The sequence below is a fragment of the Terriglobia bacterium genome (assembly GCA_020072815.1).
Taxonomy (GTDB): domain Bacteria; phylum Acidobacteriota; class Terriglobia; order Terriglobales; family Acidobacteriaceae; genus Angelobacter.
This window is the reverse complement of the sequence record JAIQGE010000005.1, coordinates 341,426-366,842: the sequence shown is the minus strand read 5'-3', so window position 1 is coordinate 366,842 and position 25,417 is coordinate 341,426. Positions and strand designations below refer to the sequence as shown.

General features: G+C 59.2%; 23 protein-coding genes. 11 read left to right on the top strand and 12 right to left on the bottom strand.

What is annotated here, in order from left to right; all coding sequences use genetic code 11:
• The 6 genes from LAO20_08955 to LAO20_08930 form a co-directional block, all read left to right on the top strand.
• On the top strand, window positions 1–1,190 hold a 1,190-nt coding region (locus LAO20_08955; GenBank protein ID MBZ5531549.1), incomplete at its 5' end, for a hypothetical protein.
• Window positions 1,190–2,470, top strand: coding sequence for a hypothetical protein (locus LAO20_08950; protein ID MBZ5531548.1), 1,281 nt, complete (start codon window positions 1,190–1,192; stop codon window positions 2,468–2,470). The genes LAO20_08955 and LAO20_08950, both read left to right, overlap by 1 nt.
• The gene (locus LAO20_08945) at window positions 2,470–3,192 is read left to right on the top strand and encodes a hypothetical protein (GenBank protein ID MBZ5531547.1); all 723 of its coding nucleotides are present in this window, start codon (window positions 2,470–2,472) and stop codon (window positions 3,190–3,192) included. Before LAO20_08950 ends, LAO20_08945 begins: the two co-directional genes overlap by 1 nt.
• 5 nt (window positions 3,193–3,197) lie before the next feature.
• Window positions 3,198–6,245 (top strand): hypothetical protein, encoded by a 3,048-nt coding sequence (locus tag LAO20_08940; GenBank protein MBZ5531546.1) that lies wholly within the window; start codon window positions 3,198–3,200, stop codon window positions 6,243–6,245.
• 280 nt (window positions 6,246–6,525) lie between these two features.
• The gene (locus tag LAO20_08935) at window positions 6,526–6,804 is read left to right on the top strand and encodes a hypothetical protein (protein MBZ5531545.1); all 279 of its coding nucleotides are present in this window, start codon (window positions 6,526–6,528) and stop codon (window positions 6,802–6,804) included.
• Between the two features lie 133 nt (window positions 6,805–6,937).
• Window positions 6,938–7,789 carry an SDR family oxidoreductase gene (locus LAO20_08930; GenBank protein ID MBZ5531544.1) on the top strand — a complete coding sequence of 284 codons (852 nt, stop codon included), beginning with the start codon at window positions 6,938–6,940 and terminating at the stop codon, window positions 7,787–7,789.
• Between the two features lie 20 nt (window positions 7,790–7,809).
• Here LAO20_08930 and LAO20_08925 read toward each other — a convergent pair whose 3' ends face one another.
• Entirely contained in the window at window positions 7,810–8,538 is a 729-nt protein-coding gene (locus LAO20_08925) for a carboxypeptidase-like regulatory domain-containing protein (protein MBZ5531543.1), read from the bottom strand.
• A 13-nt stretch (window positions 8,539–8,551) separates the two neighbouring features.
• Window positions 8,552–9,397 carry a sterol desaturase family protein gene (locus LAO20_08920; protein MBZ5531542.1) on the bottom strand — a complete coding sequence of 282 codons (846 nt, stop codon included), beginning with the start codon at window positions 9,395–9,397 and terminating at the stop codon, window positions 8,552–8,554.
• Window positions 9,398–9,556: 159 nt separating this feature from the next.
• On the opposite strand from LAO20_08920, the gene LAO20_08915 reads away from it, so the two are divergent.
• From LAO20_08915 to LAO20_08895, 5 genes are all read left to right on the top strand, one after another.
• Window positions 9,557–9,880 carry an EthD family reductase gene (locus LAO20_08915; protein MBZ5531541.1) on the top strand — a complete coding sequence of 108 codons (324 nt, stop codon included), beginning with the start codon at window positions 9,557–9,559 and terminating at the stop codon, window positions 9,878–9,880.
• A gap of 196 nt (window positions 9,881–10,076) precedes the next feature.
• Complete coding sequence (locus LAO20_08910; GenBank protein MBZ5531540.1) at window positions 10,077–11,045, top strand: quinone oxidoreductase; 969 nt, start codon at window positions 10,077–10,079, stop codon at window positions 11,043–11,045.
• A gap of 236 nt (window positions 11,046–11,281) precedes the next feature.
• Complete coding sequence (locus LAO20_08905; GenBank protein ID MBZ5531539.1) at window positions 11,282–11,683, top strand: carboxymuconolactone decarboxylase family protein; 402 nt, start codon at window positions 11,282–11,284, stop codon at window positions 11,681–11,683.
• 58 nt (window positions 11,684–11,741) lie between these two features.
• On the top strand, window positions 11,742–12,596 hold the full coding sequence (locus LAO20_08900; GenBank protein ID MBZ5531538.1) for an alpha/beta fold hydrolase: 855 nt from the start codon (window positions 11,742–11,744) through the stop codon (window positions 12,594–12,596).
• Between the two features lie 89 nt (window positions 12,597–12,685).
• On the top strand, window positions 12,686–13,690 hold the full coding sequence (locus tag LAO20_08895) for an aldo/keto reductase (GenBank protein ID MBZ5531537.1): 1,005 nt from the start codon (window positions 12,686–12,688) through the stop codon (window positions 13,688–13,690).
• 254 nt (window positions 13,691–13,944) lie between these two features.
• On the opposite strand, the gene LAO20_08890 is transcribed toward LAO20_08895, so the two are convergent.
• From LAO20_08890 to LAO20_08845, 10 genes are all read right to left on the bottom strand, one after another.
• Entirely contained in the window at window positions 13,945–15,318 is a 1,374-nt protein-coding gene (locus tag LAO20_08890) for a M23 family metallopeptidase (GenBank protein ID MBZ5531536.1), read from the bottom strand.
• Between the two features lie 23 nt (window positions 15,319–15,341).
• Complete coding sequence (locus tag LAO20_08885) at window positions 15,342–16,265, bottom strand: hypothetical protein (GenBank protein ID MBZ5531535.1); 924 nt, start codon at window positions 16,263–16,265, stop codon at window positions 15,342–15,344.
• Window positions 16,266–16,916: 651 nt separating this feature from the next.
• The gene (locus LAO20_08880) at window positions 16,917–18,551 is read right to left on the bottom strand and encodes a trypsin-like peptidase domain-containing protein (GenBank protein MBZ5531534.1); all 1,635 of its coding nucleotides are present in this window, start codon (window positions 18,549–18,551) and stop codon (window positions 16,917–16,919) included.
• Between the two features lie 101 nt (window positions 18,552–18,652).
• Window positions 18,653–20,290: a hypothetical protein gene (locus LAO20_08875; protein MBZ5531533.1), complete on the bottom strand. Its 1,638-nt coding sequence runs from the start codon at window positions 20,288–20,290 to the stop codon at window positions 18,653–18,655.
• Complete coding sequence (locus LAO20_08870; GenBank protein ID MBZ5531532.1) at window positions 20,287–20,673, bottom strand: BlaI/MecI/CopY family transcriptional regulator; 387 nt, start codon at window positions 20,671–20,673, stop codon at window positions 20,287–20,289. Before LAO20_08870 ends, LAO20_08875 begins: the two co-directional genes overlap by 4 nt.
• A 251-nt stretch (window positions 20,674–20,924) precedes the next feature.
• On the bottom strand, window positions 20,925–21,341 hold the full coding sequence (locus LAO20_08865) for a hypothetical protein (protein MBZ5531531.1): 417 nt from the start codon (window positions 21,339–21,341) through the stop codon (window positions 20,925–20,927).
• 266 nt (window positions 21,342–21,607) lie between these two features.
• Window positions 21,608–22,606 carry an XdhC family protein gene (locus LAO20_08860; protein ID MBZ5531530.1) on the bottom strand — a complete coding sequence of 333 codons (999 nt, stop codon included), beginning with the start codon at window positions 22,604–22,606 and terminating at the stop codon, window positions 21,608–21,610.
• A gap of 152 nt (window positions 22,607–22,758) precedes the next feature.
• Complete coding sequence (locus LAO20_08855; GenBank protein ID MBZ5531529.1) at window positions 22,759–23,895, bottom strand: VWA domain-containing protein; 1,137 nt, start codon at window positions 23,893–23,895, stop codon at window positions 22,759–22,761.
• Window positions 23,895–24,806, bottom strand: coding sequence for a MoxR family ATPase (locus LAO20_08850; GenBank protein MBZ5531528.1), 912 nt, complete (start codon window positions 24,804–24,806; stop codon window positions 23,895–23,897). The genes LAO20_08855 and LAO20_08850 overlap by 1 nt, the downstream gene beginning before the upstream one ends.
• Before the next feature lie 6 nt (window positions 24,807–24,812).
• Window positions 24,813–25,415, bottom strand: a complete 603-nt coding sequence (locus LAO20_08845; GenBank protein MBZ5531527.1) for an SRPBCC family protein — start codon at window positions 25,413–25,415, stop codon at window positions 24,813–24,815.
• Window positions 25,416–25,417: the final 2 nt, after the last annotated feature.

The window sequence follows — 25,417 nt, the reverse complement described above, 5'->3', positions numbered from 1 at the left end:
GCGGGATCGGTTCGCTCATCGGATTGTTTGGCGGCGGCTCCTCTCTCGGGTCGGCGAATGTAGCTGGAGCCAACGATGCTGGCGGCGGATTGTTCGGCGGCCTGGGAGCGATGGCGCCGGCGGCCGGCATTCCCGGCGGCGGTTTCTCCGCTTCATCCGCTTTGACCACGGCAAGCCTGGGCAGCATCACCGGCACTGGATCCTCTTCCGGATTCTCTTTCAGCAAAGCGGGTTCGTCGGGCACGCCGCTGCTCACTGCAAATTCCGCGCTAGGCTTGGGCGCGATGGGCCTTTCAATGTTTGGCGGCAAGATGGGAGGCGGCGTAGGCCAAGCCGGCGGCATCATCAGCTCGCTGGCCATCATGGCCGCTATGAATCCCACAGGGCCGGCTGCGGCGCTGCTGGGCCATCTTGGACTGATGGGCGGGATCGGCGGCACGCTGTTCGCCGCGCTGGGCCCGGCATTGCTGGGCTTTGGCGTTGGATCAAAGTTCGGGCCGCTGGGCGGAGCGCTGGCCGGTGGCGGCGTTGGCTTTGGCGCAGGCGCGCTTATTGGACTGGCAGGCGGACCCATCGGCGCTGTCGTCGGCGGAATCATTGGCGCGGTTGCCGGGCTCCTCGGCGGCATCTTTGGCGCGGGCAAACGCCGCAAGCAAGCCAACGCGTTCGCCGATTCCATGCTGCCGCAGATCACCGCGATTGAGAACGACTACAAGAATTTTGGCGTTGATTCGGCCAGTGCCATAACGCAACTGGAAGCGCTGCGCACGCAGTCCGAGCAGCAGTTGAAGGCCTTGAAGGGCGAAGGCAGCTCGGTGCTGAACAATAAGATCGGGCCGGCCATTGACGCCGCCGAAAAGGACATCAAAGGCTTCCAGGCGGACCGCGATCATCGCAGCTCGCTCACCTTTGGCGCTCCGGAATTCGCGAGCGGCGGCTTCACCGGCTATGGCCGCGGCGGTTTTGCCGCGGTGTTGCATCCGGAAGAGTTTGTGGTGAACCCCGCGGCCACGCGCAGGAACCGCGGCGCGTTGGAGGCGATGAACGCCGGCGGCAGCGGCGATGGCGGCGTGCATCACCACTGGCATATCAACGCGACGGACGCCAAGAGCTTTGAAGGTTGGGCTAGAGCAGGAGGCGCGCAGATGATCTCGGACGCGCTGCGCCGCCACGGGAAAGAGGGCAACTGATGTCGGAGCAAAACATCTTAAACCCGGCGGCGACCAGCGTCACCAACCCTGACTATGGGATCAAAGTGCAGGACGCATCAGTCTTCGCGCGCTGGCAGTCGCGCAGCGGCCGTCCGTTCGCGCGGAGACTATCCTCGCGCGGCCAGGTGATTCAACTGCAATGGAACAACCGGCTGTTCTCCACCTATGACACGCTGCGGCAGTGGGCGCGGCAGTACGAAAACGACTTCTTCTCTTACTTCGACATTGACGACAACCGCTACTACAGCGGCCAATTCTCCGACATGCCCAGCTACGAAGTCGCCGGCAATCAGCGCGTCAACATCGCTGCCAACTTTGTGGTGGTCCCCGGCATGGCGCAGTTCGCCTATCCGAGCAATTGGGGCGTGGACAGCATCTTCATGGAAGAGCGCGACGGCTTTGGACAGGACCTGGTGAAGCTCACAGGAACGTGGGACCGCAGCGACCAGAATTACATTCTGTGGTCCGAGCAGTTTGACAACGCGGCATGGGTGCCAGGCACCAACGTGACGGTTACGGCGAACAACGCCACCGATCCTCTGGGCGGCAACACCGCGGACACCGTGGCCACCGGCGCGACCGCGGCCAAGGGCGTGACCCAGACCAGCCAGCGCAACGCGCGCAACGGCTACCAGGCCACGTTCAGCGTGCGGGTTAAAGCCGGCGTGAACACGGCGTTCACCATCACCATTGACCGCGGCGTCGGCCTGGACGCGGAAACGTCCGGCGCGCTGACGGCCACGTCGAGCTATCAGACGTTCAGCTTCACGCATTCGGCGACGTGGACCGGTGTGACGGCGATCCGCGTGACCATCCAGATTACGAATTCCGCGTCGTCCATCATTCCATGGGGCGCGCAACTTGAAGCCGGAGCGGCCGCCACGGCGTATGCGCAGACCACGGCGGCGACGGCGCTGCTCGCCGCTCCCAATGCCGACGCCAACTATCACGGCAACTTCGCCTACAACAACGGCGGCACGGTGACCACCGACGCGGCCGAGTGGAAGTACTTTGGTTACGGCTTGCGCGTGTGGGCGCCCAAAGGCCCGGACCAGGGGATCATGCAGGTGTTTCTCGATGGCGTGAGCCAGGGAACGATTGACCTCTACAACGCGGCCAAGCAGGCGTCGGCGGCGCTGATGACCGTTCAGAGTGTAGTGCTCGGCGATCACCGCGTGAAGCTGGCGCCGACGAACACCAAGAACGCCAGCAGCTCCGCGTTCATCGTCACGGCGGACGCGATTGAGGTGATGAGGTAATGCCCGTCACCCTCCCTGCCGGAACGGAAGCATGGCTCGCCAAGCAAGGCGGCGGCAACTTTGTGCCTGTCATCCTAGCCGACATCCAGACGCTCGACGGGACGCAGTTCTTCTGGTCAGACATGGAAGGCACCTACTTGTCATCGCTCACTGGCGCCAACCAGTTCTACAACGGATGGATCAAAGGCGGTTTCAAGTTCACCTGCGCCAAGGACTTTTCCACCAACGCCGGCGACCTGGTGCTGCAGAACATTTCCGGCAACACCATCAATCGCGACGTGGCGCTGGCGCTGCAGTCGCATGAGTTCGAAGGCGCGCTATGCATTGTGCGGCTGTGGCTGCCGCTGTTGGACGCCGTCCTGGATGAGTTCCACTGCTCCATGAGCGAGGCCAACCCCAAGGAAGACGAAGCCAGCAACCGGCTGCTGCAGCTCTTCGATCCGGCGCAGTATGACCTGGCAGCGGACATCGTTTCCACGCTCTGCATCCTTCGCTATAAGAGCGGGCTGTGCGGATCGACCGGATCGGCGTCTGTCTGCAACAAGCTGTTCGCCACCTGCCAGGACGCGAACCACGCCGCGCAGGAGCGCTTCCGCGCCGTGCTGACTACCACGGCCAACAATCTGACCGTTCCGCCCGTTGGCCAGGGCGGAGGCGGCGGCCCGATTCAGCAGCCCGATCCCGTCGCCGGCGGGCGCGAGCACAACCCGCTGCGCGGATAAACCTCATGCCCATTCAACAGGTCTCACTTTCGCAATTCGCCAACGCCCAGCTGGGCATCAGCTACCCGCTGGCTTATGGGTATCACGACGTGCGCGGAAACGAGATACTCAACTTCCAGCTCACCAACAAGAACCACGTCATCATCCGGCTGTTGGGCGATGGCGAGTGGGACGGCATTGACCGCCTGTTCATCAACAGCAAGCTGGCCAATCATCTGGACACCAACCTGGTGCACTTCCATCCGGGGCAGGAAGGCATTCTGGGCCACGGCCTGGCGATTGAATCGAACGGCGGCGACCAGAAGGTGGATAACTTCTGGTCTCTGCTGGGATCGAATTACCAGCCGCTGGCGTATTCGCGCATCGCGTATTTGATGCTGAACATTCCTCCTGATCCAGGCGCGCCGTCGCCCACGGTGGACGTGCTGGGCCACTATCGCGGAGTGAAGGTCCGCATCTTTGACAGCAGCGGAAACCAGACCGGCTACCAGTTTTCAACCAACGGCGCGTGGCAGTGCCTGGATGCGATCCTCCGGTCCATGCTCAACGCCGATTGGCTGCCCAGCTCAGCGGCCGCTGGCGATCTCAGCGCGGCGCAGAAGGCGCGCATTGATTTCCCTTCGCTGGTGGACGCCGCTTCCGTGTGCGATGGCGTTCTCTCCAACGGCAACAAGCGGTTTGAATCGAGCGTGGCCTTCGCCCAGCAAGTGAGCCTGCAAGACGCACTCACTCAACTCTGTCTGGTGTCGCAGCTCTACGTGACGGAGAAGCGCGGGAAGATATATATCCGCGCGGACAAAGCCCGGTCCTCTACATTCCTTCTGACGTCAGACCACGTCGTCGCAGGCACCGCCAGCTTCGACAAAGTTGACATCCACGGCGCCAAGAACCGGGTGATCGCCAACTATCGCGATCTGAACGCCTCCAGCATCGCCACCATTGACACGCCCGGCAACAGCGGACTCTCGCGCTCCGGAGTCGGAGTGGTGACGGTCAAGACTACGCAGCCACATGGCCTGATCGTGAATGACAACGTGCAGGTCTGCGCGCCGCTGGACGGCAGCACGCACGACACCGGCTTTGACGGCGTCTTCCCCGTGGCCAGTGTGCCAGATACCACGCACCTGACTTACGCGCAGCTGCCACCGTTTGGCACAAACCTACTGACGAACGGCGATGGCGAAGCCGGCACTGTTGGGAATCAGGAGACAAGCTGGACGTTGGACGCCGGGAACGGACTGATCACAGCGAACGACTTTGTTGAACAGGGTTCAAAGTCGATGAAGATCACCAACCCGGCTGCGGTCACATCATTCAACGGGCAAAACGTGAACCTGGTGGCGGGACAAATCTATGTCCTTTCGTGCTGGATCAAGACCGACGCCTTTGCGGTGAATGCGGTCCAGGGCGCGTTTCTAAACATCGCCATAGTGAGTGGCATCACCAGCTTTACGATCTTGACCAAGTTTGGGGCCTATGATGCGGGCAACCCAACGCTGCCGATTGTCGGCCTGCCCGCCGACAACACGGCCCGGCCGTTTACTCTGTTGCAGTGCTACTTTACCTGCGCGGCGAACGGCGTGGTCCGGGTGAGGTGCCAGCTTTCAACCAACAACGGCAGCGCCGTGAGCGGGTGGTTTGACGACGTCCAGGTCTATGCCAGTTCGACCGGCGTGACCAGCGGCAACGGCTACATCGGCACGGCGGAAAGCCGCTTCGCGCAGCGCGCCGAACAGGTTGACCATGAAGCCCATCAGCAGGCCATCGGCCAGCGCGGCTTAAGCCTGGCGCCGCAGTTCCGCGTGGTGCCCGTGACCATTGACCTGTGCGCAAACCTCACCGAACGCGTGCTGCGTATTCTGAAAGTCCTAAAGAACCGCGCGCTGGGCCAGGACACCACTCCTTATATAGCGCCGTGGAAATGCAAGATCACCGCGTTCCTGGACGCGGTGGATGCGGGCACGCGCGCGCTTGCGGCGCAGATTCCCGGTGACATCATCACCGTGGACGCGACGATCTCTGAAGAGCACCAGGGCGACTACGAGCTATTGAAAGCGACATACATCATTCCTCCGCCGGATGCAAACAGCGGCGGCAATCAAGGCAGCAGCGGCGTTCCCAGTGACGCTGCGGTCATTGAACTGGAGCTGCTGGCCTACAATGCCGCGGCCTTCAGCGATAACACGTTCGCCACGCTGCCGCTCATTGTCCCGCCGGCACGCACCGGAGTCTCACCCATCCTCACCGGCAAAATCACCGGGGCAACGCCGACCACGTCGCCCATCATGTCGCAGTCCGGCACCACGCTCACTATCAACTTCGCCGCCAGCACCTGGCGCCTGGGGGATGGCGACATCAGCGAGAATTCGGGATCGGCCACGGCCAGCGGCTTCAGTGTGGTCCAGTACGGATACATTGACGATCCGGCCATGCTCGGCGGCGCCGGCGGAAGCGTTCACCTCTCTACCAACGTGCAGGACATGACGGCCTTCTGGGCGCGCCTCTATTGCGGAAAAATCACTCCGCTGGCTGGCGGCGGCGGTTCAGGAAGCGGCGGCGGGAGCGGCAACTGCGTTCCTGATGGAGTCATGATTAGGCTCGCCGACGGCCAGGACCTGGCGATTGAAGATTGCTATGACGTATGGCTCACCGAGAGCAACATCCGTTGGCGAACTCCGTGGGGATCGTCTAAAGTTGAGAGCATCGAGATCATCGAAGACGAGCCGCTCTTCGACTTGGAATTCGAGCCGTGCGAGGCACTCGCGCGTTATGGAAACAAGCTGCCGTGCGCGGGGCGGCACACGATAAAAGTTTGGGGACTTTGGGAAGCGGTGGGTGATATCTACATGCCGAGCGGACTCCACCTGGTGGGCTACGAGCAGCAGCATCACCACGATGTGCGCGGCGTACGCGTTTGGGTGTGTGGCGGCGTTGCATCGCTGACGGCAAGAACGCCGCGCGAAGCGCGCGCGCGCGTATTCAAAGTGAAGCTCAAAGAGCACCATGTCTATATGACGAATGGCGTGTGGGCGCACAATATTCTGAACAAGTAAGGAGGCTGCGGTGCATTCGGCAAAGATGGTCCTATTCCAGCGGCACTCCGCCACTGCATCTCGGCCTGGCGCGAAGCCAGCGCGGTTTGTCTATACCTATCGCTGCTGTGACGATCCGCGCACAGATTCGACGCTCTCCATCGGTTTCCCGTGGCTGCTTGATCGGGCGGAGGTTGCGCGGCTGCGTGCCGTCCACGCGGCCAATGTGGAATCAAAGCACGAGGCGAAGGTCGCAGCGGAGGCCCAGTTACGGTCACAGCTTGGTCTGGGAATTGTCATAATGGATTCTGCCAGCGGCACGCACGTCTGCAGGCTGGTGGCTGTTGAGCACGCTGCTGATGAGATCATCCGCGTGCGCTACCAGTGCTGCGGCGGGAAAGACCCCGCGGACCTACACGTCGCCGAAATAGACCGGATTCACTGGCACACACCGGAGGAGATCAAGGCCTTTGTCGTGGAACATATAAAGGATGCCGCCGACCACTGCGCTGGCAGGGCGCTGGCCGCCGAGGAGGGTACATATGGGCGAACCAGGGGCGAAGCTGGCACTGCACTTTAAATCCTGTATTTTAGAGCGCACTGCAACGTAAATCCTGTTTTACTGCAACGGAGCGGCTGCAGCCCCAAAACTCATGTCGGGTCGCTGCCGCGCTCCTTTCATTTACAATTTCCTCTTTCCGAGGAGACCTCACGTGTTCCAAACCAATTTGCTGGCAGGCAAGAAGATCCTGGTGACCGGGGGCGCTACCGGTCTGGGCAAGAGCATGGGCAAACGCTTTCTGGAACTGGGAGCGCGCCTGTACATCTGCGGGCGCCGCGAAGACGTGCTGAAGGAAACCGCGAAGGAGCTGGCGTCGGCGACGGGCGGCAAAGTCGAGACGTTCGCCTGCGACGTCCGCGACAACGCGCGCGTGGAAGCCATGATCGAACAGTCCTTTCAAGATGGCCCGCTGGACGTGCTGGTCAACAACGCCGCCGGCAACTTTATTTCGCGCACGGAAGATCTCTCCCTGGGAGCGTTTGAGGCGGTGATCGGGATCGTCCTCATGGGGACGCTCCATTGCACCATGGCTTGCGGCAAGCGCTGGCTCAAAGCCGGACACCACGCCAGCGTGCTCAACATCACCACGACTTATGCGGAAGGCGGGTCGCCGTACGTTGTGCCTTCGGCGATCGCCAAGGCCGGCGTGCTGAACATGACGCGCAGCCTGGCGGTGGAGTGGGGCAAGCGCGGCATACGTTTCAACGCCATCGCGCCCGGGCCGGTGCCCACGGAAGGCGCGTTCTCCCGCCTGATGCCCATCAAGTCACTCGAAGACCTGGCCAAGAAACGCAACCCGCTGGGACGCTTTGGCACGCATGACGAACTGGCTGACCTGGCGGCGTTCATGGTGAGCGACCATTCGGGCTACATCAACGGCCATCAGGTGGTGATGGACGGCGGCGAACAACTCCAGGGCGCAGCGGAGTTCAGCCACCTCGCTGATCTCATGACGCCGGAAATGTGGGAAATGATCAAGCCGAAGAAGAAGAGCAAAGATTGATTTCACCGCGGAAGCGCCCGTCATCTGCCGGGCAATCGCTCAGAGGGATGCTTCGGCTCTTCAGCGTCCATGCGATTGAAACGGATCTGGACGCAGCTCCCGTTCACAACACGAACGCGACTGGGAAATTCGTAGCTCAAGTCGTCGGCGACAAAGCGAGCTCCGCGCTCCACTGCCCTGACCGAATAGACTCCTGCGGGAACGTGAATACTGAACGCGCCTTTCTCGTCTGATTTTGTGGTGAACTTTCCCGCCGTGCCCTGGGCGATCACCGTGATTCCTGCGTCGAACCAGACCACGCCTGCAATGATGCCGCCATAGCCATTCCCGGTAGCATTGATCTTGTCGATTTGCTTCAGAACTTCTGCAGATTGGCTCATGGGACCGGAGTTTCCGCAGCCATCGAGTTCCCAACCCTCCCGCTTGATATAAGACAGAAACAAGAGGTATGTCTCGCCTTCTTTCCATTGGAAGGCGGCGCGCCCGCTGCTGTTCTCTTCGTAAATGCGAAACCTCGGATTGATTTTCCCGCGCAGGACGCGTTCGGTCTGCATGGTGTAGAGGTGGTAGTCCATCTCGTCATCTTTCTTGGGATCAACATAGCGCGTACGGACCAGTCGAGCGACAACCACGACTTGTTCCTTGAAATACTCCGCGCAAACCAGGCGGGGTTGAGGACTCATGCACACAGCGCTGGCGGAGGAAACGATTACGCACAGTAGAAGGGCCAGAGATAAGGCCTTGGTCATGGTACACAGCTTTCTATGAAGCGAGTTCGGCGTTCGACACAGGATCCTGTTCCGCCTTCCATCCCGGCTTTCCCAATACATAACGCATTTTCAGCCGCCACGTGGGCGCGTGCAGCACGTCACGCCACATGTCTGCCCACTCCTGGAAAGCGATGCGGAAGGGATTGTAGGTATTGATGTTCTTGGTCAACCCATAAATCGGCTGTTCGCCTTCCGGCACAAACGTACCGAACATGCGGTCCCAGATGATGAGGATGCCGGCGTGGTTGCGGTCAAGATACTGGTCGTTCGCTCCGTGATGCACGCGGTGGTGCGACGGCGTGTTCATCACCGCTTCCAGCGGCCCCATGTGGCGGACCAGTTCCGTGTGGATCCAGAACTGGTAAAGCAGGCTCACGGCCTGCATGGTCAAGATCATCAGAGGCGGGAAGCCGACCAGCGGCAGCCACAGCCAGAAAACCCAGGACATGAGAGTGCCGGTCCATGTCTGGCGCAGCGCCGTGCCCAGGTTGTATCGCTGTGACGAGTGGTGCACCACGTGCGACGCCCAGAAGAATCGGCACTCGTGGCTGACGCGGTGGAACCAGTAGTAGCTGAAATCTTCGGCAAAGAAGAGTAGCACCCAGGCCCACCATTGGTAGCCGATCTTGAAAATCGCAAACTTGTGGACGGCGGTGAAGACGGCCAGCACCATGCCCTTGGCAAACAGGCCGATGATCACGTTGCCCAGTCCCATGGTCAGGCTGGCGGCGGCGTCCTTGATCTGGTAGAGGTCGCGGCGCATGCGGGCGTCCACCACGGCTTCCGCCACCAAAAGGATGATGAAGCCGGGAATGGCCCAGTGAATCAGATCAGGAATTTGCGGCATGTTGGATACAGCGTTCAACAGCAGTGTAGCCGAATTTCAACGGCGAAAAAAGAACCCAAATGCCACGGCAGCCGGTCAGTCGCCCCAAGACAAAACTCCCGCCATGCAATTAGAATTTCCTGCGCAGGACAAACTAAACAAGGAGCTCTCATGGCTGGCGTCAAGTTGATCGTGATGTATCCCCAACCCAAGGATGTTGCCGCTTTTGAAAAGCTGTATCAAACCGAGCACGTGCCCATGGCCGTGGCCAAACTGGCGGGCAAGACCAAGTTCGTGGCCACCAAGGTGATCGGCTCGCCCGCGGGGCCCGCGCCCTTCTATCGAATCGCCGAGGTCCATTTCCCTTCCATGGAAGCCCTGCAGGCGTGCGCCGCGTCCGCGGGAGGCAAAGAGACGATTGGCCATGCCGCAAAGATTTCTTCTGGCGGCCCGCCGGTAGTGATGGTGGCGGAAGAAGAAAGTTTCACGTTCTGATCTTTGCCGCAGATTGGCGCTGATGAACGCCGATTGAACAAGAAACTGGCCGCGAACGTGAAGAAGGTGAGCGCAGCGACAGGAGAAAAGATTCAGGGCGAAGCCGGCTTGCGCGCCGGGCCCGCTGCATCAAGCGCTGACAAATCTCAGCCATAAACGCAACCCGACGGCGGGTTGGAGCGGAGCGACAAAAACAATGAGAGCGATCCAGGTACAAAAGCACGGTGGTCCGGAAGTACTCACGCTGGTTGATCTGCCCGTTCCCAAGCCCAAGCCGAATGAAGCCATCGTGAAGATCGCGGCGGCGGGCGTGAACTTTATTGACGTCTATTTTCGCGAAGGCCGCTACCCTTCTCCGCTGCCTTTTGTTGACGGCCAGGAAGCCGCCGGCACGGTGACCGAAATCGGCAGTGACGTGAAGTCGCTGAAAGTGGGCGACCGCGTCGCCTACACCGGCGCCATGGGAGCGTACGCCGAATACGCCGCCGTCCCCGCGGACCGGCTCATCCGCGTGCCTGACAAAATCACCGACCAGCAAGCTGCCGCCGCCATGCTTCAAGGCATGACCGCCGAGTATCTTCTCTACAGCACGTACCCGCTCAAGAAGGGCGAGACGGCGCTGATCCACGCTGCCGCCGGAGGCCTGGGCCAACTCATGGTGCAGATGGCCAAGAACATTGGCGCGCACGTGATTGGCACCGCGGGCTCGGCGGAGAAGGTCAAGCTGGCCAAAGCCGCGGGCGCCGACGAGGTCATCAACTATGTGGACCAGGACTTTGAAGCCGAGACCAAACGTCTGACCGGCGGCAAGGGCGTCCACGTGGTGTATGACGGCGTGGGCAAGACCACGTTTGACGGCGGGTTGAACGTGCTGCGTCCGCGCGGATACATGGTGCTGTTCGGCGGAGCCAGCGGTCCGGTACCGCCGGTTGACCCCATCAAGCTGATGCAGAAAGGGTCGCTGGTGCTGGCGCGGCCCAGCCTGGCGCATTACATCGCCACCCGAGAAGAACTGGAGCAGCGCGCCGGCGCCGTGCTGGGCTGGATCGCCGAAGGCAAGGTCAAGCTGCACATCCAGCGCACGTACAAGCTTGAGGACGCGGCGCAGGCGCATCGCGATCTTGAGGGGCGCAAGACGACGGGCAAGATCTTGCTGGTACCGTGATTGGGATTGCCAGAATTGCCAGGATTGCCAAAAGTGATGATTGCGATGGGTTATTGGCGATTGCCGACATGGCCGGCACTGCCAGAACGTCAGACAACTTCCGCACCTGGAAAACTGCGGGGCAGCGCTGCTGTTTTCAATCGTCAATTTTGGCAATCTTGGCAATTCTGGCAATTCCTCGCTCCAAATGAGGTCTTCGCCATTTGCAGCCACTCGATGATAAGGAGCATTCATTCATGTCAACATTTGGTTTCATCGAATACGAAAACGCCAGTCCGCAAGTCCGCGCCGTGTATGACGACATTATGGCCACGCGCAAGATTGATAAAGTCACCAATTTCTGGAAGGCGCTGGCGCATGATCCGGTGCGCCTGAAGCGGACCTGGGAAGACACCAAGGAGATCATGTCCGCCGGTACGCTGGACGCGCTGGTGAAGGAGATGATCTACGTGGCGGTGAGCGTCAGCAACCAGTGCGACTACTGCATCGCCGCGCACACCGCCGCCGCCCGCAAGAAAGGCATGACCGAGGCCATGTTCAACGAGATGCTGGCCGTCGTCGGACTGGCCAACCAGAACAACCGTCTCGTCGCTGGACACCAGGTGGAGATTGACGAGCATCTCAAAGCGATAGGGTAAGTTCACCATGCGCATCATGTCCGCAAAAAGCCTTTCATGTTTCATCTGTTTGTGCTGCATGTTTCTGGTGGCGTCGCCTTACGCTCACGCGCAACAGCCGCCCGCAGCGGTGATCTCTGACCCGGCGCCGGACAAAGCCAATCCGCCCACCATGGAAGCGCCGGACATCCCCAGCCACGGCGTAATGATGCACGCGGTGATGTATATCGCGTCGGGTGCGGGACCGCATCCCACGGTGGTGATGATGCACGGCTTCCCCGGCAACGAAAAGAACATGGACCTGGCTTACTCCATCCGCCGCGCCGGATGGAACGTGCTGGTGCCACACTATCGCGGATCATGGGGCAGCCAGGGAACGTTCTCCTTCGCCAACTCCATTGAAGACGTGCAAGCGGCCATTCAGTTTCTTCGCGATCCGGCCAACGCCGCCAAGTATCGCGTCGCGCCCAAGCGAATCGTGCTCATCGGGCACAGCATGGGCGGCTTCATGGTGAGCCGCGCCGCCGCTCGCGATCCGCAGATCATGGGCGTGGTGATGATCGCGGCGTGGAACATCGGCGCCACCAAGCTGCCTGATCCTAAGAACCGCCCTGACGCTTTCAAGGATGACTCGCCGCGGCTGGCCGGCACCACGCCGGAAAGCCTGATTGCCGAGATCCTGCAGAACGCGGCCAAGCTGAATTACCTGGACGACGCGCCCGCGCTGAAAGACCGTCCCGTGCTGATCCTTGAAGCCGACGATCGCAATATCGAGCAGAACCAGGCGATGGCTGCGGCGCTGCGCAAAACCGGCAACATGCAGGTCACCGAAGAACACATGGCCACGGACCACGGATTCTCTGACCATCGAATTGCCTTGCAGACGGCGGTGATCACGTGGCTGCAATCGTTGACAGCGGCGAAGCCGAATTAACGTTTACCAAATTAGCAAATTACACATTTACCAAATCGTCATGCGTCGCCACCGCGCGTAGTAACATCAAATCCGTCATGCCTGATAACATGCCTCCTCCAAACGCGCTTCCTCAAAGAAAACTCGGCACACAAGGACTCATAGTTTCCGCAATCGGACTCGGCTGCATGGGCATGTCAGAGTTCTATAGCGGACGCGACGAACAGGAATCCATCGCCACCCTGCATCGCGCCATCGAACTCGGCTGCACGTTTCTTGACACGGCGGACATGTACGGCTCGGGCAAGAATGAAGAGCTGATCGGACGCGCGCTCAAAGGCCGTCGCAAGGAATTCATTCTGGCCACCAAGTTCGGCAACATGCGCGGACCCAACGGCGAGTTCCTGGGCGTAAACGGCCGTCCGGAATACGTGAAGGCGGCGTGCGAGGCCAGCCTGAAGCGCCTGGGCACCGACGTGATTGACCTTTACTACCAGCATCGCGTGGACTTCAAGGTTCCCATCGAAGATACGGTGGGCGCCATGGCTGACCTGGTGCGTGAAGGCAAGGTGCGTTACCTGGGGCTCTCTGAGGCGTCGCCCAAAACCATTCGCCGCGCGCACAAGGTGCATCCCATCTCCGCGCTGCAGACCGAGTACTCGCTGTGGGAGCGCCATCCTGAGGACGAAATCCTGCCCACCGTGCGCGAACTCGGCATCGGCTTTGTTCCTTACAGCCCGCTGGGGCGCGGCTTCCTCACCGGACAATTCAAGCGCGTTGACGACCTGGCCACCGACGACTTCCGCCGCCACGCTCCTCGCTTCCAGGGAGAAAACTTCCAGAAGAACCTTGACCTGGTGGCAAAGATCGAGGAAATCGCCAAGGAGAAGAAAGCCAGCGCCGCGCAACTGGCTCTGGCCTGGGTGCTCGCCCAGGGTGACGACGTGGTCCCCATCCCCGGAACCAAGCGCCGCAAATACCTGGAGCAGAACCTTGAAGCCATCAACATCCACCTGACGCCCGACGACCTGGCCCGCATCAATGCCGCCGCTCCCAAAGGCGTGGCCGCAGGACAGCGCTATCCAGAGATGGCCATGGCGACGTTGGACAAGTAGCCGTTAGCGATTAGCCATTAGCAGTTGGCGCCAGAGGATTCTCATGCGGCCAGGCGATTGCAAAAACCAATTCTTCCCTTTTGCCGAAGGCCCGCGCGCAGCGAAGCGGAGCGCGTGAATCAAGACAAAGGGAGGCATCATTCAACCCCGCTTCGCAAAAACCAAACCCGCGAAGGATCGGCCACCCGGGAATGTTGCGAAGGAAGACTAGGAGCAAGAAGCCTGGGCCAACCGCCCCGAGCTTGCAACAATCATCAGTACGGAAGTGAGCGGAACTTTGACGGATTCGAATCGTTGTCAGAATCGTGAAAGATCTCATTCAAGGCTACGCTCGACGGAGGTGCAGTCGTTGCAGACGCCAAAGGTATGGGAATTTGTTCGCCTATGATTTGAAAGGCCATGAAGGGAATGACTGGGAATTGGACAAACGTTGATGAGGGAGGAAATCCCACATTAGTGGATCCTCCCTGCAATGCTGTTACTAGCACGCCGTCCTGGGCAACCTCGCCCACGGTAGTTGGCAGAACCGAATTGGCCGACAGCCAGCCCTGAGTGACCTGAGTCTGGTTCGAACTGAGCACAATGAAATATACACCTGGAGGAAGAGTCAGGTTTGTTGCAGCCGTCACCGTTTTGCCATTTATCCCGCCTCCGGTTGAGGGAAAGGTAAGGTCCGCTTGGAATAGCACGTTAAATGCGTTGGCCGCCGAACCAACGGAATTAGTAAGCCAAACAGTGAACTTGTCCGTCCCAAATCCTGACATTTGGAGGCTGATTGCCTTTACTTGGATCGGCGTGGTAACGGTGAATCTTTGAGCGAGAAAATCGAATGGAGCGACCGAAATCTCAGCGCCATTCGCGAGTGTAGTTGGTAAATCGGTTCCAAGTATTGGACTCCCGATTATTGGAGCTGCGGGCGGGCAAGATGTCCAAAGGTACTTTGCCTGCGTCGGTACGTTGTTGCAGCTTACCTCGGGAGGAGGGTAAAACTCTGCACTGTTGAAAATTCCAAATGGATCAATCCGGTTTGTGAGGCCGCTTCCAGCTGCGTGAGTAAGGTAACTACCGTTCGGATCAATTGCAACTTCAAAGTGTATATGAGGTACGAATGTTCCAGTGTTCCCCACCGTACCGATAACATCGCCGCGATTCACTGGCTTCCAGTTGAACGTTACGCCTTTATAAACGATTGACGAACTGCTAGAAAGGATTTGGTGTTGCGACTGGCCATCGCACGGCAATTGAGAGTCTATTGGTAGCGCAACCGAAGCAAGATGGGCGTACAGGGTGCTGTAGCCGTTTTGATGGTCAATTAACACGAATTGCCCAAAGGACAGATGATCTGGATTTTGTGGATCTGCAACCAATGGGAACTGACAAGATGAAATAGCCAACCCTCCTGCAGCAGCGAGAACATTGCTGCCAGGCTCTTCTAAAATGTCAATTCCTCCGTGATATTTCAGGCCATCGTTGTAGTACCACCCCTGCACCGGGTGCAACACAATTGTTGATGGGAATGTCAGGAAGCCATCTTGCGCGACACACGCCCCGCAGAAGCACACACTTAGAAGAACCACGAATGCTACGCCTCTGAGCGATGGCTGAGTGAAGCTGGCGGACCTTTTCATTGTCAATACCTCTGCAGGAACATTCAGAAACTTGTCGTACCCATAAGCAACTGGATGGCAGCCGTATTTTGAGCAGTGTTTCGGGCGCTGAAGGAAAGCACAACGCCGCCCCGCTCAGTCACAGCCTCGTAGAGTTCAACACGTGTCGGCTCATCTCGAAGCGTCAGGATCGTCCAGTCGATTCCTTGGACTGTTTGCGATGAGCGACCTAGTAATGTGAGCTGCTGCTTTAGCCTGTCGATCAGATTAACCAGCAGATCGGTTCTGCGGGAGATCGTAATTCCCTCGAGAGGAAACTCGTCTGCTAGACCGAAAAGGTTAACTCGCGTGTCGTCCGCAGTCTGCTTGACGTCGGGAACAGCCCCATACTCTGGCGGATACTGAAATGACAGTCCAACGGACGTAGAAAAGCGCTTCCAGATCCTCACCGACAATGGGAATGGTTGCAATAGAGCTTTGTGCGATACGCCATCGTCCTGCTTGATCAAGCTAAGAGTTCCGACATCGTTGCCCAGTGTCGCATTGGCCGCCGGTGCTAAATGGAGAACGATTTCGACGATTTCGCCTTTACGGACATTTTCCAACCGCGCAGGTTGAGGTTGAACCAAGCCAGTCAGTTCGGGAGAAGTCTGAACAACAACTCGTCCTAAGTTTTTGGTGGATACGAAATGCACCACGAGGTTGCCAGTTTCTCCCGGGCTAACGGTCTGCAATGACGAAGCAGGTATCCAAGAAATAACAGGACCGTTCTCAGATTCCACACTTGAGTTTTGAATGGCAAAAGCGCACGGTACAGAAATCGCGAAAAGAACTAGGGGCGCAACCACAAATAAGCTCAACTTCGCAACTTTGCCATATACCTGTCGTCCAATATGGGTCTGTGTATGCACGCTAGCTTGATTACGATTCAGAATTGAGATTTGTGTAGAGATATCACTGGAATTCACTGCTTCCTCCCACTCTTCAGTCCTACTGGAACCAAGTGAAAAATATCGCGGAGCCTAACCCGATGGAAAACAACGCCTACCTGCCATGTCGCTGGCCGAATATGTGCGGCTGGTATCGTTGGTTGACTTGGTCATAGACATGTACTAAGGTAACGTACCGGATCTTAACATGGTTTTAGTACTGAGTCGCGACAGGATTTTTATCCGGCTAGAAGTACCTGTCCTTATTCGTTCTTTATTCGCTTAAAGAAATGCGCTATCATAAGCTGCGCCTCAGGGTGTGAAACAGCGTAGATCATTGAAAACACAGCAATTAGCAACTGGCAGCTAGCAACTAGCCAAGGCAAAAACAGCCGCAACCGCTCTGCCGAATTGATTGGGATCTGATTGGGATCGACGCCGGCTAAGTCCTTTGTTTATTGGGACCATTGGGACGAATAGGGAGGGGTGGGGGATGCCAATCGCCGCGATCGCCGACATCGCACGTGATCGCCGTGATCGGAAAACCTCAGACTCCAAAACTGTCTCACCCGAGGGGTTCACCGCGCGAGTCCGGGACCCTTGGGATGCGTTGCGTAAGTCCTTTGGATCTTGGGATGCCGAGGGAGGGGAGGGGCGCACTCGTCGCCGAGTACGCCCTTGGCGAAGCCGTTACTCTCCGTCCCCCTGTCCTGCCTCCGCCGCGTGCAGCACGCGGAAGCTCGAGCCGCCGTTCGACCAAACGAGTACAAGCGCGTCCTTGCCGCTGGCCACCGAGCGCAGTTCACGCTGGGCGTCGGCCGAGTCCTTGACTGGCTTGCGGTTGACTTCCAGGATCACGTCGCCGCGGCTGATGCCGGCGTTGTCCGCCGGGCTGCCCGGCTGGACCTGGGTCACCACCGCGCCTTCCACCGTCTTGGGCAACTGGAGCTGCTCGCGCAGGTCTTGCGTGAGGTCGCTGAAGCCCACGCCCCAGCGGGCTTTGTCCGTGCCGCGGGCTTCGCTGGACTTGCCGCCGGCGTCGTTGTTGGCCGCGCGTGAATCGAGCGCCGCCAGCGTGACCGGAACGGTCATACCATGGCCATCGCGCGAGATTTCCAGCGTGACCTTGGCGCCGGGACGCTGCTGGCTGATGAACGCCTGCAACTGCCCGGAGGTTTCCACCTTCTTGCCGTCCACCTGGGTGATCACGTCGCCCACTTTCAGGCCGGCTTTGGCTCCGGGCGCGTCCGGTTCCACCTGGCTTACCAGCGCGCCGCTGGCGGTGGTCAGCTTGAAGAACCCGGCATTTTCCGGAGTCACGTCATTGATCACCACGCCGATGCGCGCGTGCTCCACCTTGCCGTACTTGATGAGCGTGTCCACGGTGGAATGCGCGATCTGCGTGGGAATGGCAAAGCCCATGCCCGAAAAAGTTCCGGAAGCCGAGATGAGGAACGTGTTGATGCCCACGATTTCACCGCGCGCGTTCACCAGCGGTCCGCCGGAGTTGCCGGGATTGATGGCCGCGTCGGTCTGTATGAACTCGCCGGGTTTGCGTGGATCGTCCGAATAAGGGTTGGCGCGGTTCAGCGCGCTCACAATACCGCGCGTTACGGTGAAGCGGAAACCAAACGGGTTGCCGAACGCCAGAACCGTCTGTCCGGGCTTGAGCGTGGTGGAATCGCCCCAAGGCAGGCTGGCGAGATTTGCGGCGTCAACCTTGATCACCGCCAAGTCGGTCAGCTTGTCATAGCCGATCAGCTTGGCGGGGAGCACGCGGCGGTCGGTGGTGGTGACGCGGATGTCCACCGCGCCATCAATCACGTGATGGTTGGTGACGATGTAGCCGTCAGGCGAGATCACTACGCCGCTGCCCAGGCCGTGTTCGATTTGCGGCGAGGGACGTACACGCTGGCCGAAGCCGAACGGGCCGAAGAAACGCTGAATGGCGCCGGTGCCGTCGTCATCGTCGTCGCCCTGGCCTTGGCCTTGTCCGCGGCCCTGGCCCTGGCCTTGACCCGGACCGTTGAAGATGTTTTGTCCGCCGCGATTGCGCGACGTGACCGTCACGTTGACCACGGCGGGCGTTACGTGCGCCGCCAGCGTTTCCATCGCGTGGTCCAGCGCGGTAATGGCGCTGACGCTGTTGTCATCAAGCGGCGCTGCCGCTGAAGTTGCAAGAGGATGTGCGACGCTGGACGCACTTGCTGCCGCGGGTTTGAGCGCCGCGTAGCCGCCCAGGCATAGAGCCAGAGCCAGCGTCGCGAGGACTACCAGCCTTTTGCCAGTTAGAACGGGGTTGGGGGATTTGAGCGATCTGTTCATCGAATTCACCTCGGGATGTAACTAATTTATTAGTTCTAAATTTGTTAGACCCAGCTTCTTCGCGACTACCGGCATTTAAGCCGGCCAGCGGCAAGGGTCAGCTAGGTCTTTTTGGGAAACGGTTTTGGAATTTGACTTCTCGGCACCAGCATTCGCACTTCGACAAAGTTCACCTGCACGCCCGCCGGAGTTCGCGTAATGGTTTGTTCGGTGGCCACGACCAGCACGTAGTCGCCTTGGACTTCAGGCAATGCCGGAAGCTGCGGAAGTCCTGGCGCTGCTGCAAATCTGTTTTCCGCCGCAAACGTCGTAGCGCGATCTTGCTCTTGCTCTTGCATCGTTATTGACTGTGGCGCGGACTTTCGTGGAATCGCTGACTCTGGGGCTAACGCTGAGCGCAGCACAGGTTTCTCTGGTTGCGACGATGGGCTTCGCAATGATGGGTTTCGCAACGATGGGTTGCGCAATGACGAGTTTCGCAACGAACGATGCACGGCTTTCACCGCAGCCGCCTTGGCGGAAAAAGCGTCGCGACGAAAATGCGCCGCTGACGGCGTTGCCGCCGAATCATCCGCCGATTGCGTCAGGCTCACCGGAGCAACGCGAGCGCCGAGAGCTGGTAACTTGTCTGCGTCATTGGCTGCGTTGTGTATCGGCTTCGCCGCGGCCGTCGTCGCTGACGATGACCCGCCGCTGTTCACGGCAATCAAACCTGGAGTCCATGAGAGTCCGAGAGCGCAGAGCAATGCCAGCGCAGTGACCACTGGAATCGCCGGCTTCCACAAGGGAGCGGCGGCGGGACGATTCGCATCCAGAATCCTGGCCACGCGCTGCGAAAGCTGCCGCACCCGGCTTACCGCGGCCTGGGCCAGAGCGAGTTGCCGTTGCAGGAAGCTCTTTTCCGCCACGCGCGCCAGGCACAGGGCGTATGCCCGCGGGCTGGAAGTTTGCGCCAGCACGGCGTCATCGCAAGCCATCTCGCGGTCCAGGGCGAGCGCGCGCTCCATCCACCACACCGCGGGATGGAAGAACAGAATTGCCTTGACGATCTGTTGCGCCAGGTTGGTCCAATCATCGTAGCGGCGCAGATGCTCAAGTTCGTGCAGGACAACGTGCTTCAATTCGCCAGACGGGCCTTCCGCGGCAAGCCATGCGGGAAGCACGATCGCCGGATGGAAGAAGCCGACGGCCGCAGGCACATGAACATCCTGACAAACAACAATGGAAAGCCGACGCAACTTGCGGAATTCTTCGACGCGGCTGGTCAGCTCAAGGCCGAGCTGCTGTGCGCCGATCGGCTGGCATTGGCGCCGCAGTTTGCGAAGCTGCCCAAGCCCGGCGGCAACGCGCAGCAGGCCCAGCGTCGCGACCGTGAGCCACGCAAGGCAAACGTACTCAACCACCGAGACGGGAACGCTGAACACAGGCTGCGTGGCGTCGGCGATGGCGGCCACCGGCTTCCATCCCGCGGTCAGCAGAGGCAGAGCGGCCGTTGCCAGCAGCGTGGAAAACCAAACCCGGAACCGCGTGCGCGAATCTTTCCCTGGAGCCAGGCGAAGAACTCCTGTGATCAGGATAGCCAGCGCCAAGCCTTCCACCAGGCAAAACAACAGGCGTTGAAACGTTGCTGTGGCCAGGGTTTCACTGGACAACGTCGCGCTGGAGAGAGTTGTGCTGGCAAACATTGGTCCAGAAAACGTTATGCTGGCAAACCAGGCCAGATAGGCGATCGCGATCACGGCTGCTGGCCTCCCTCGTGCAGCAACTGGCTCAGGCGACGCAACTCATCCTCATCCAGACTCTTGTTCTCCAGCAGGTTCAGGACCAGGAGCTCATGCGAGTCCTTGAAGAAGCGGTTCACCAGGTTGCGCACGGCAAAGCGTGTGGCCTCTTTTCTGCCAACCACGGCACGATAAATGTGCGCGCGGCCGTCCTTCACGTGCTGCACGTAGCCTTTTTTTTCCAGGATCCGAATGGTGGTGAGCACAGAGTTGTACGCCAGCGCGGGCTGCGCCGGCAGCGCTTCCAGCAACTGGTGCACGGTGGCCGAATCTTTCTGCCACAGCACCTCCATCAAGCGCAGTTCGGCTTCCGTAAGAGTGTTTGACTTTCTGGGCGGCAAGGCCTTGTTTCCTCAGCTTTCCCTTTTCTCTAACGTGGTTAGACGCAGGAAACTCAAAAATAGTAACTAATCATTTAGTTATATTATGTAAAGTCGGCCTTGCCGGAATGTCCCATGATCGGCAGAAGTCCTCTATATTGTTGATAAATATAGGTTTATATTTTAGAAATCGGCGGGACTTGCCGATCCGGTCCCCGAGAGCCGCTTGACGGTGGGAATTACCTCAGGTTCGGCTGTGGCACTTGTGGCGACTACCGTCCGCCTTCGCCCACCTTTTGAAAACGTTCCCGGTGACGGAGGATGAGAATGGACAGCCCAGCCTGCACAAGATTAACGGAATCGGCCAGATTCTGTATGCCGCTGGTGTCCCAGGTGAAGAGGCCATGGTCCATGTCCGCCGAAACGTCTTTCATCATCCGCGCCAGGCGGCGAAGCCGCTCGCTGGCCAGGAATGAGAGCATGGGCTGCGGGTCTTTACCGCTCTTCCGGACGGTCATGAGTTCGTTCACGGTCCATGCGGTCAAGCGGACATCGTCCAGCACGCGGCGGAACTCTCGCAGAACGCCATCATCAGGCGCCTGCTCGGACTTCAAACTCGCATCAATCCGGCGAAGCTCAGCGGTTAGATCGGTCAACGCTGCGGACAGTTCTGGGTGACTGCTCTTCATCTTGCTTTGCACTTCCTCAGTTCTACCTACAGTACCCCATGAAGAGCAGCTATTGCTCGCAAAAATTGACTATCGCACTACGACATGCATAACTTCAGTAATTAGGAAGTTCCAAAACGGGAAGGATTAGACACGGCTAATGGAGCAGCTTAGTTTATTAGTTATTTCTAATAGTATTTACTTAGTGTGCATCAAAGGCGTCTGTTGAGCGGGACTGCTTTTTCTAAGAACTTCCTGAAGATTGGCGCGCCGACCTAATCGCTGATTTATTGCTGATTCGCAAACTCTTGCGGATTGGCTGCAAACTTCTGCTCACAACCCCCGCAGCAGAAGTAAAACCATTTTCCTTGATATTCCCTTTTGTACTTGGCTTTGCTGGTGTCCACCGACATGCCGCAGATCGGGTCCCGCGCCTGGGAGTTGAGCACCGGCAACTGCATGCCCGTTGGTCCGGCACTGCCTTTGGCATTGAGGTTAGCATCGGCCTTGGTTTTCTGCGCGCGCTGCTGGATCAGCTCCGCCAGGATGCTCACAGCAATCTCTTCCGGCGTGCTCGCGCCGATATTGAGGCCCGCCGGAACTCGGACTCGCTTCAGACGGTCTTCCGCAATGCCTTTTCCGCGCAGGTAATCGAATAACTTTTGCGACTTTGTTCTGCTCGCCACAAAGGCCACGTACGCGAAGTTGCTTCGCACGGCTTGCTCCAATGCGCCTTCGTCGTCCTCGCCCTGGGTTGAGACCACAACGTAGGTTTGTGGTGTAACTCTGATTCCGCTCAAGTCGAAATCTTTGTTGGCGATGAGTTCCGCGTCGGCGAAGCTCTCCGCGGACAGCTCTTCGGCAACCACGGAAACGGCATAGCCAATCGTCCGGCTGAGCCGCGCCAGGGTCTGCGCGATGGGCGAGCGTCCCAGAATCACCACGTGTGGTTTGGGCAGGACCGGTTCAATGTAAATGTCCAACACGCCTCCGCTGTGGCAGGTCATGGTGTAATCCACCACGCCTTCTTCTGACCCGTCGCTGGAAGGGCTGATGCGCACCAGCCGCGGCCGTCCGTCGCTGAGCGACTTCAGCGCTTCTTTCACCACCACCGGCTGCGCGCAGCCTCCGCCAATCCAGCCCCAGAGTTTTCCGTCGGCGTGGATGATGGCCTTGTCGCCGGGCTTGCCGGACGTCGGCGCCTCGCAACGGACCACCGTCGCCACGGCAAACGATTCGCCCTGGACGGCTAGCTCTGCCGATTTTTTGAGAAAGTCATCAAACATGGTTTGCACTTATCTTTTGTCGTTGGTTCGTCATCCCGAAGCTCGTCCTACGAGCAAGCGCTCTCATCCGCTTGCGAATAGGGCTGAGGGACCTTGCGTTTCCAAAACATAAGATACAACGCTTCAGAGCACAGCCGTCCTGAAATGCATTTCTAACTTCGCGTTAGATGCCGCTCCAGCGCCAGCAGGCTCTCCAAATTGTGCGCCGCAGCAAACACGTCAATGAACGGGAGCGCCGCGCTCATACCGCGCGTTACCGGCTGATATTCCGCCATGCCCAGCAGCGGGTTCAGCCAGATGATCTTGCGCACGCGGCGCCTGATGGCGTCGAGTTGCTCAGCCAGCATGTCGGGTTCGCCCGTGTCCCATCCGTCGCTGAGAATCAGAAACAGCGTATGGCGCGAAAGCAGCTTGCGTCCATAGACCGCGTTAAAGTCACGCAATGATTCGCCAATTTTCGTGCCGCCCGACCACCCGGCTGACACCTGGCCGAGTGAAAACAACGCCTGGTATAAATCGCGGCTGCGCAGCATGGGAGTTATCTCCGCCAGTTGCGTGCTGAACAGAAATGTGTCCACGCGCTTGAAATGCTTCTGCAACGCGTACGCGAACCGGAGCAGAAACAGGCTATACGCGTTCATGGAGCCGCTGATGTCCAGCAGGACGGTAAGGCGGTCCTGTTGCAGCTTTTTATTGCGAAAACTGAGGGTGATGGGGTCGCCGCCCCGGCTGATGCTGTGCCGGATGGTCCGCCGCAAATCCACCCGGCCGCGCGGCCGCATGATCTTCATTCTGCGCGAAAGCCGCGTGCTCATCTGCTTCAACAGGCGCACCGCCAGCCGCTCGAGTTCAGCCAGATCTTTCTGCTTTACTTGAGAGAAGTCTGCGCGCTTCAAGCGCTCGGTGGTGGCGGCGCCCACCACAGCGCGTCCGCCGTCTTCTTCAGCTTCGCGGCCCGCGCCGCTGTTTCCCATAAAAGAAGACGCCGCCTCCCGGGGAGGACGCTCGTCTTTTTTCTTCCCTTGCGACATCGGCCTCTTGCGGCTTTTGTCGCGATCAGCATCCCGCCAGAAGAGCCAAAACAGGTCGTCAAACTTGTCCCACTCGTCTTTCGATGAGCACAGCACGGAGCGCAATGCCAGCCGGAGCACTTCCCGGTCAGCGATCCCCACGGCGCGCGTCGCCTCCAGCGCGGTCACGGATTCCTTCACGCCGGCAGAAAGGCCTTCGGCCCGCGCAAAGCGGCAGAATGCGGTAATCAGCGCGGTCAGGCTGTCTGGTTGCTGCATCAAGAACCCGCTTGCGAGATCATCTTCTCAACGCCCGCGCCCTTGATCTTCGCGCCATCTTCCACAGACTTTGCCAAGCAGCCCAGCGTCGCCTCCACCGACTCCTGGTCCAGCTTGTGTTTGCCCAGGGACATCAGCGCTTGCGCCCAATCCAGGGTCTCCGCCACGCCGGGGGACTTGTTCAAGTGTAGGTTGCGCACGCTTTGCACAAAGCTAACCAGCTGTTTGCTCAATTCCTGTTCGATGCCGGACAGCCGCGCGGACACAATCTTCAATTCTTTTTCCAGCGTCGGATACTCAATCCAATGGTACAGGCAGCGGCGCTTGAGCGCGTCACTCAACTCGCGGCTGCGATTGGAAGTAAGGATGACATGCGGAAGGTGCTTCGCGCGGATAGTGCCGAATTCGGGAATACTGATCTGGAAATCGGAGAGCAGCTCGAGGAGAAAGGCTTCGAACGCTTCGTCGGCGCGGTCTACTTCATCCACCAGCAGCACGGGCGAGACATGCTCCGACTGGATGGCCTGGAGCAGCGGGCGCTCCAGCAGAAACTCGCGGCCGAAGATGTGTTTTTCTTTTTCTTCAACCGACTGGCCGGTGCCCTCTTCAATCTTGATGGCCAGCAACTGCTTCTGGTAATTCCATTCATAAACGGCGGAGTTGATGTCCAGGCCTTCGTAACATTGCAGGCGGATCAGGGGCACGCCGAGAAAAGCCGCAAGCACTTTGGCGACTTCGGTTTTTCCCAGGCCGGCGTGGCCTTCCAACAGGACAGGCTTGCCCAGCTTGGCGCCGAGAAAAATTACAGTCGCCAGCGCGGCATCGGTAATGTAGCCGTGCTGCTCAAAGGCGCACACCACGTCGTCGGGTTCCTGGATTCGCTTGCCCTGAGGAAGAGTGGGGGAGGCCATGAAAGCTTAGGTCTTTCCACCGGGAGCGTCTTTGGGTTTCTCTGCGGATTTCGTTTCGCCAGCGGAATGTCCGGTAATGGTGGCCTTCAGCGCGGAGAAAGCCAGCCCCAGGCCGCTGATGGGCTTGGCAATGGCCTCGTCAGTCGCCGCCCCGCCGCCTTGCAACTTCTGGCGGAAATTGGTGGTGAACTGCTCAAACATGATGTTGGAAACTTCATTGATCACCCGCGCACCCATCTGCGCCAGGATGCCGACGACGTTCAGCTCGGAATCGCTCACCATCTCCGTGCTGTTGGCGTCCAGCGCGCGCAGCTTGCCGGTCATCTTCATGGACGCGCTGCCTTTGCCGCGAACGTCCTGGCCTTTGCCCACCAGTTCAATCTCATGGGTGGCGTTGTCCAGGCGGATGATCTGCACTTCGCCTTTGTAGTCGGTCACGCTGGGACCGACCTTCACGCTGATGGCGCCTTTGTAAGTTTTGTCATCCACCTGCTCGGTGATCTGCGCGCCGGGAATGCACGTTGCCACTTTCCTGGGATCGCTGAGGAAGGCCCACACCTTGTCTATGGGCTCGCTGACCTGAAACGTCTTCTCGATCTTGACTGCCATGC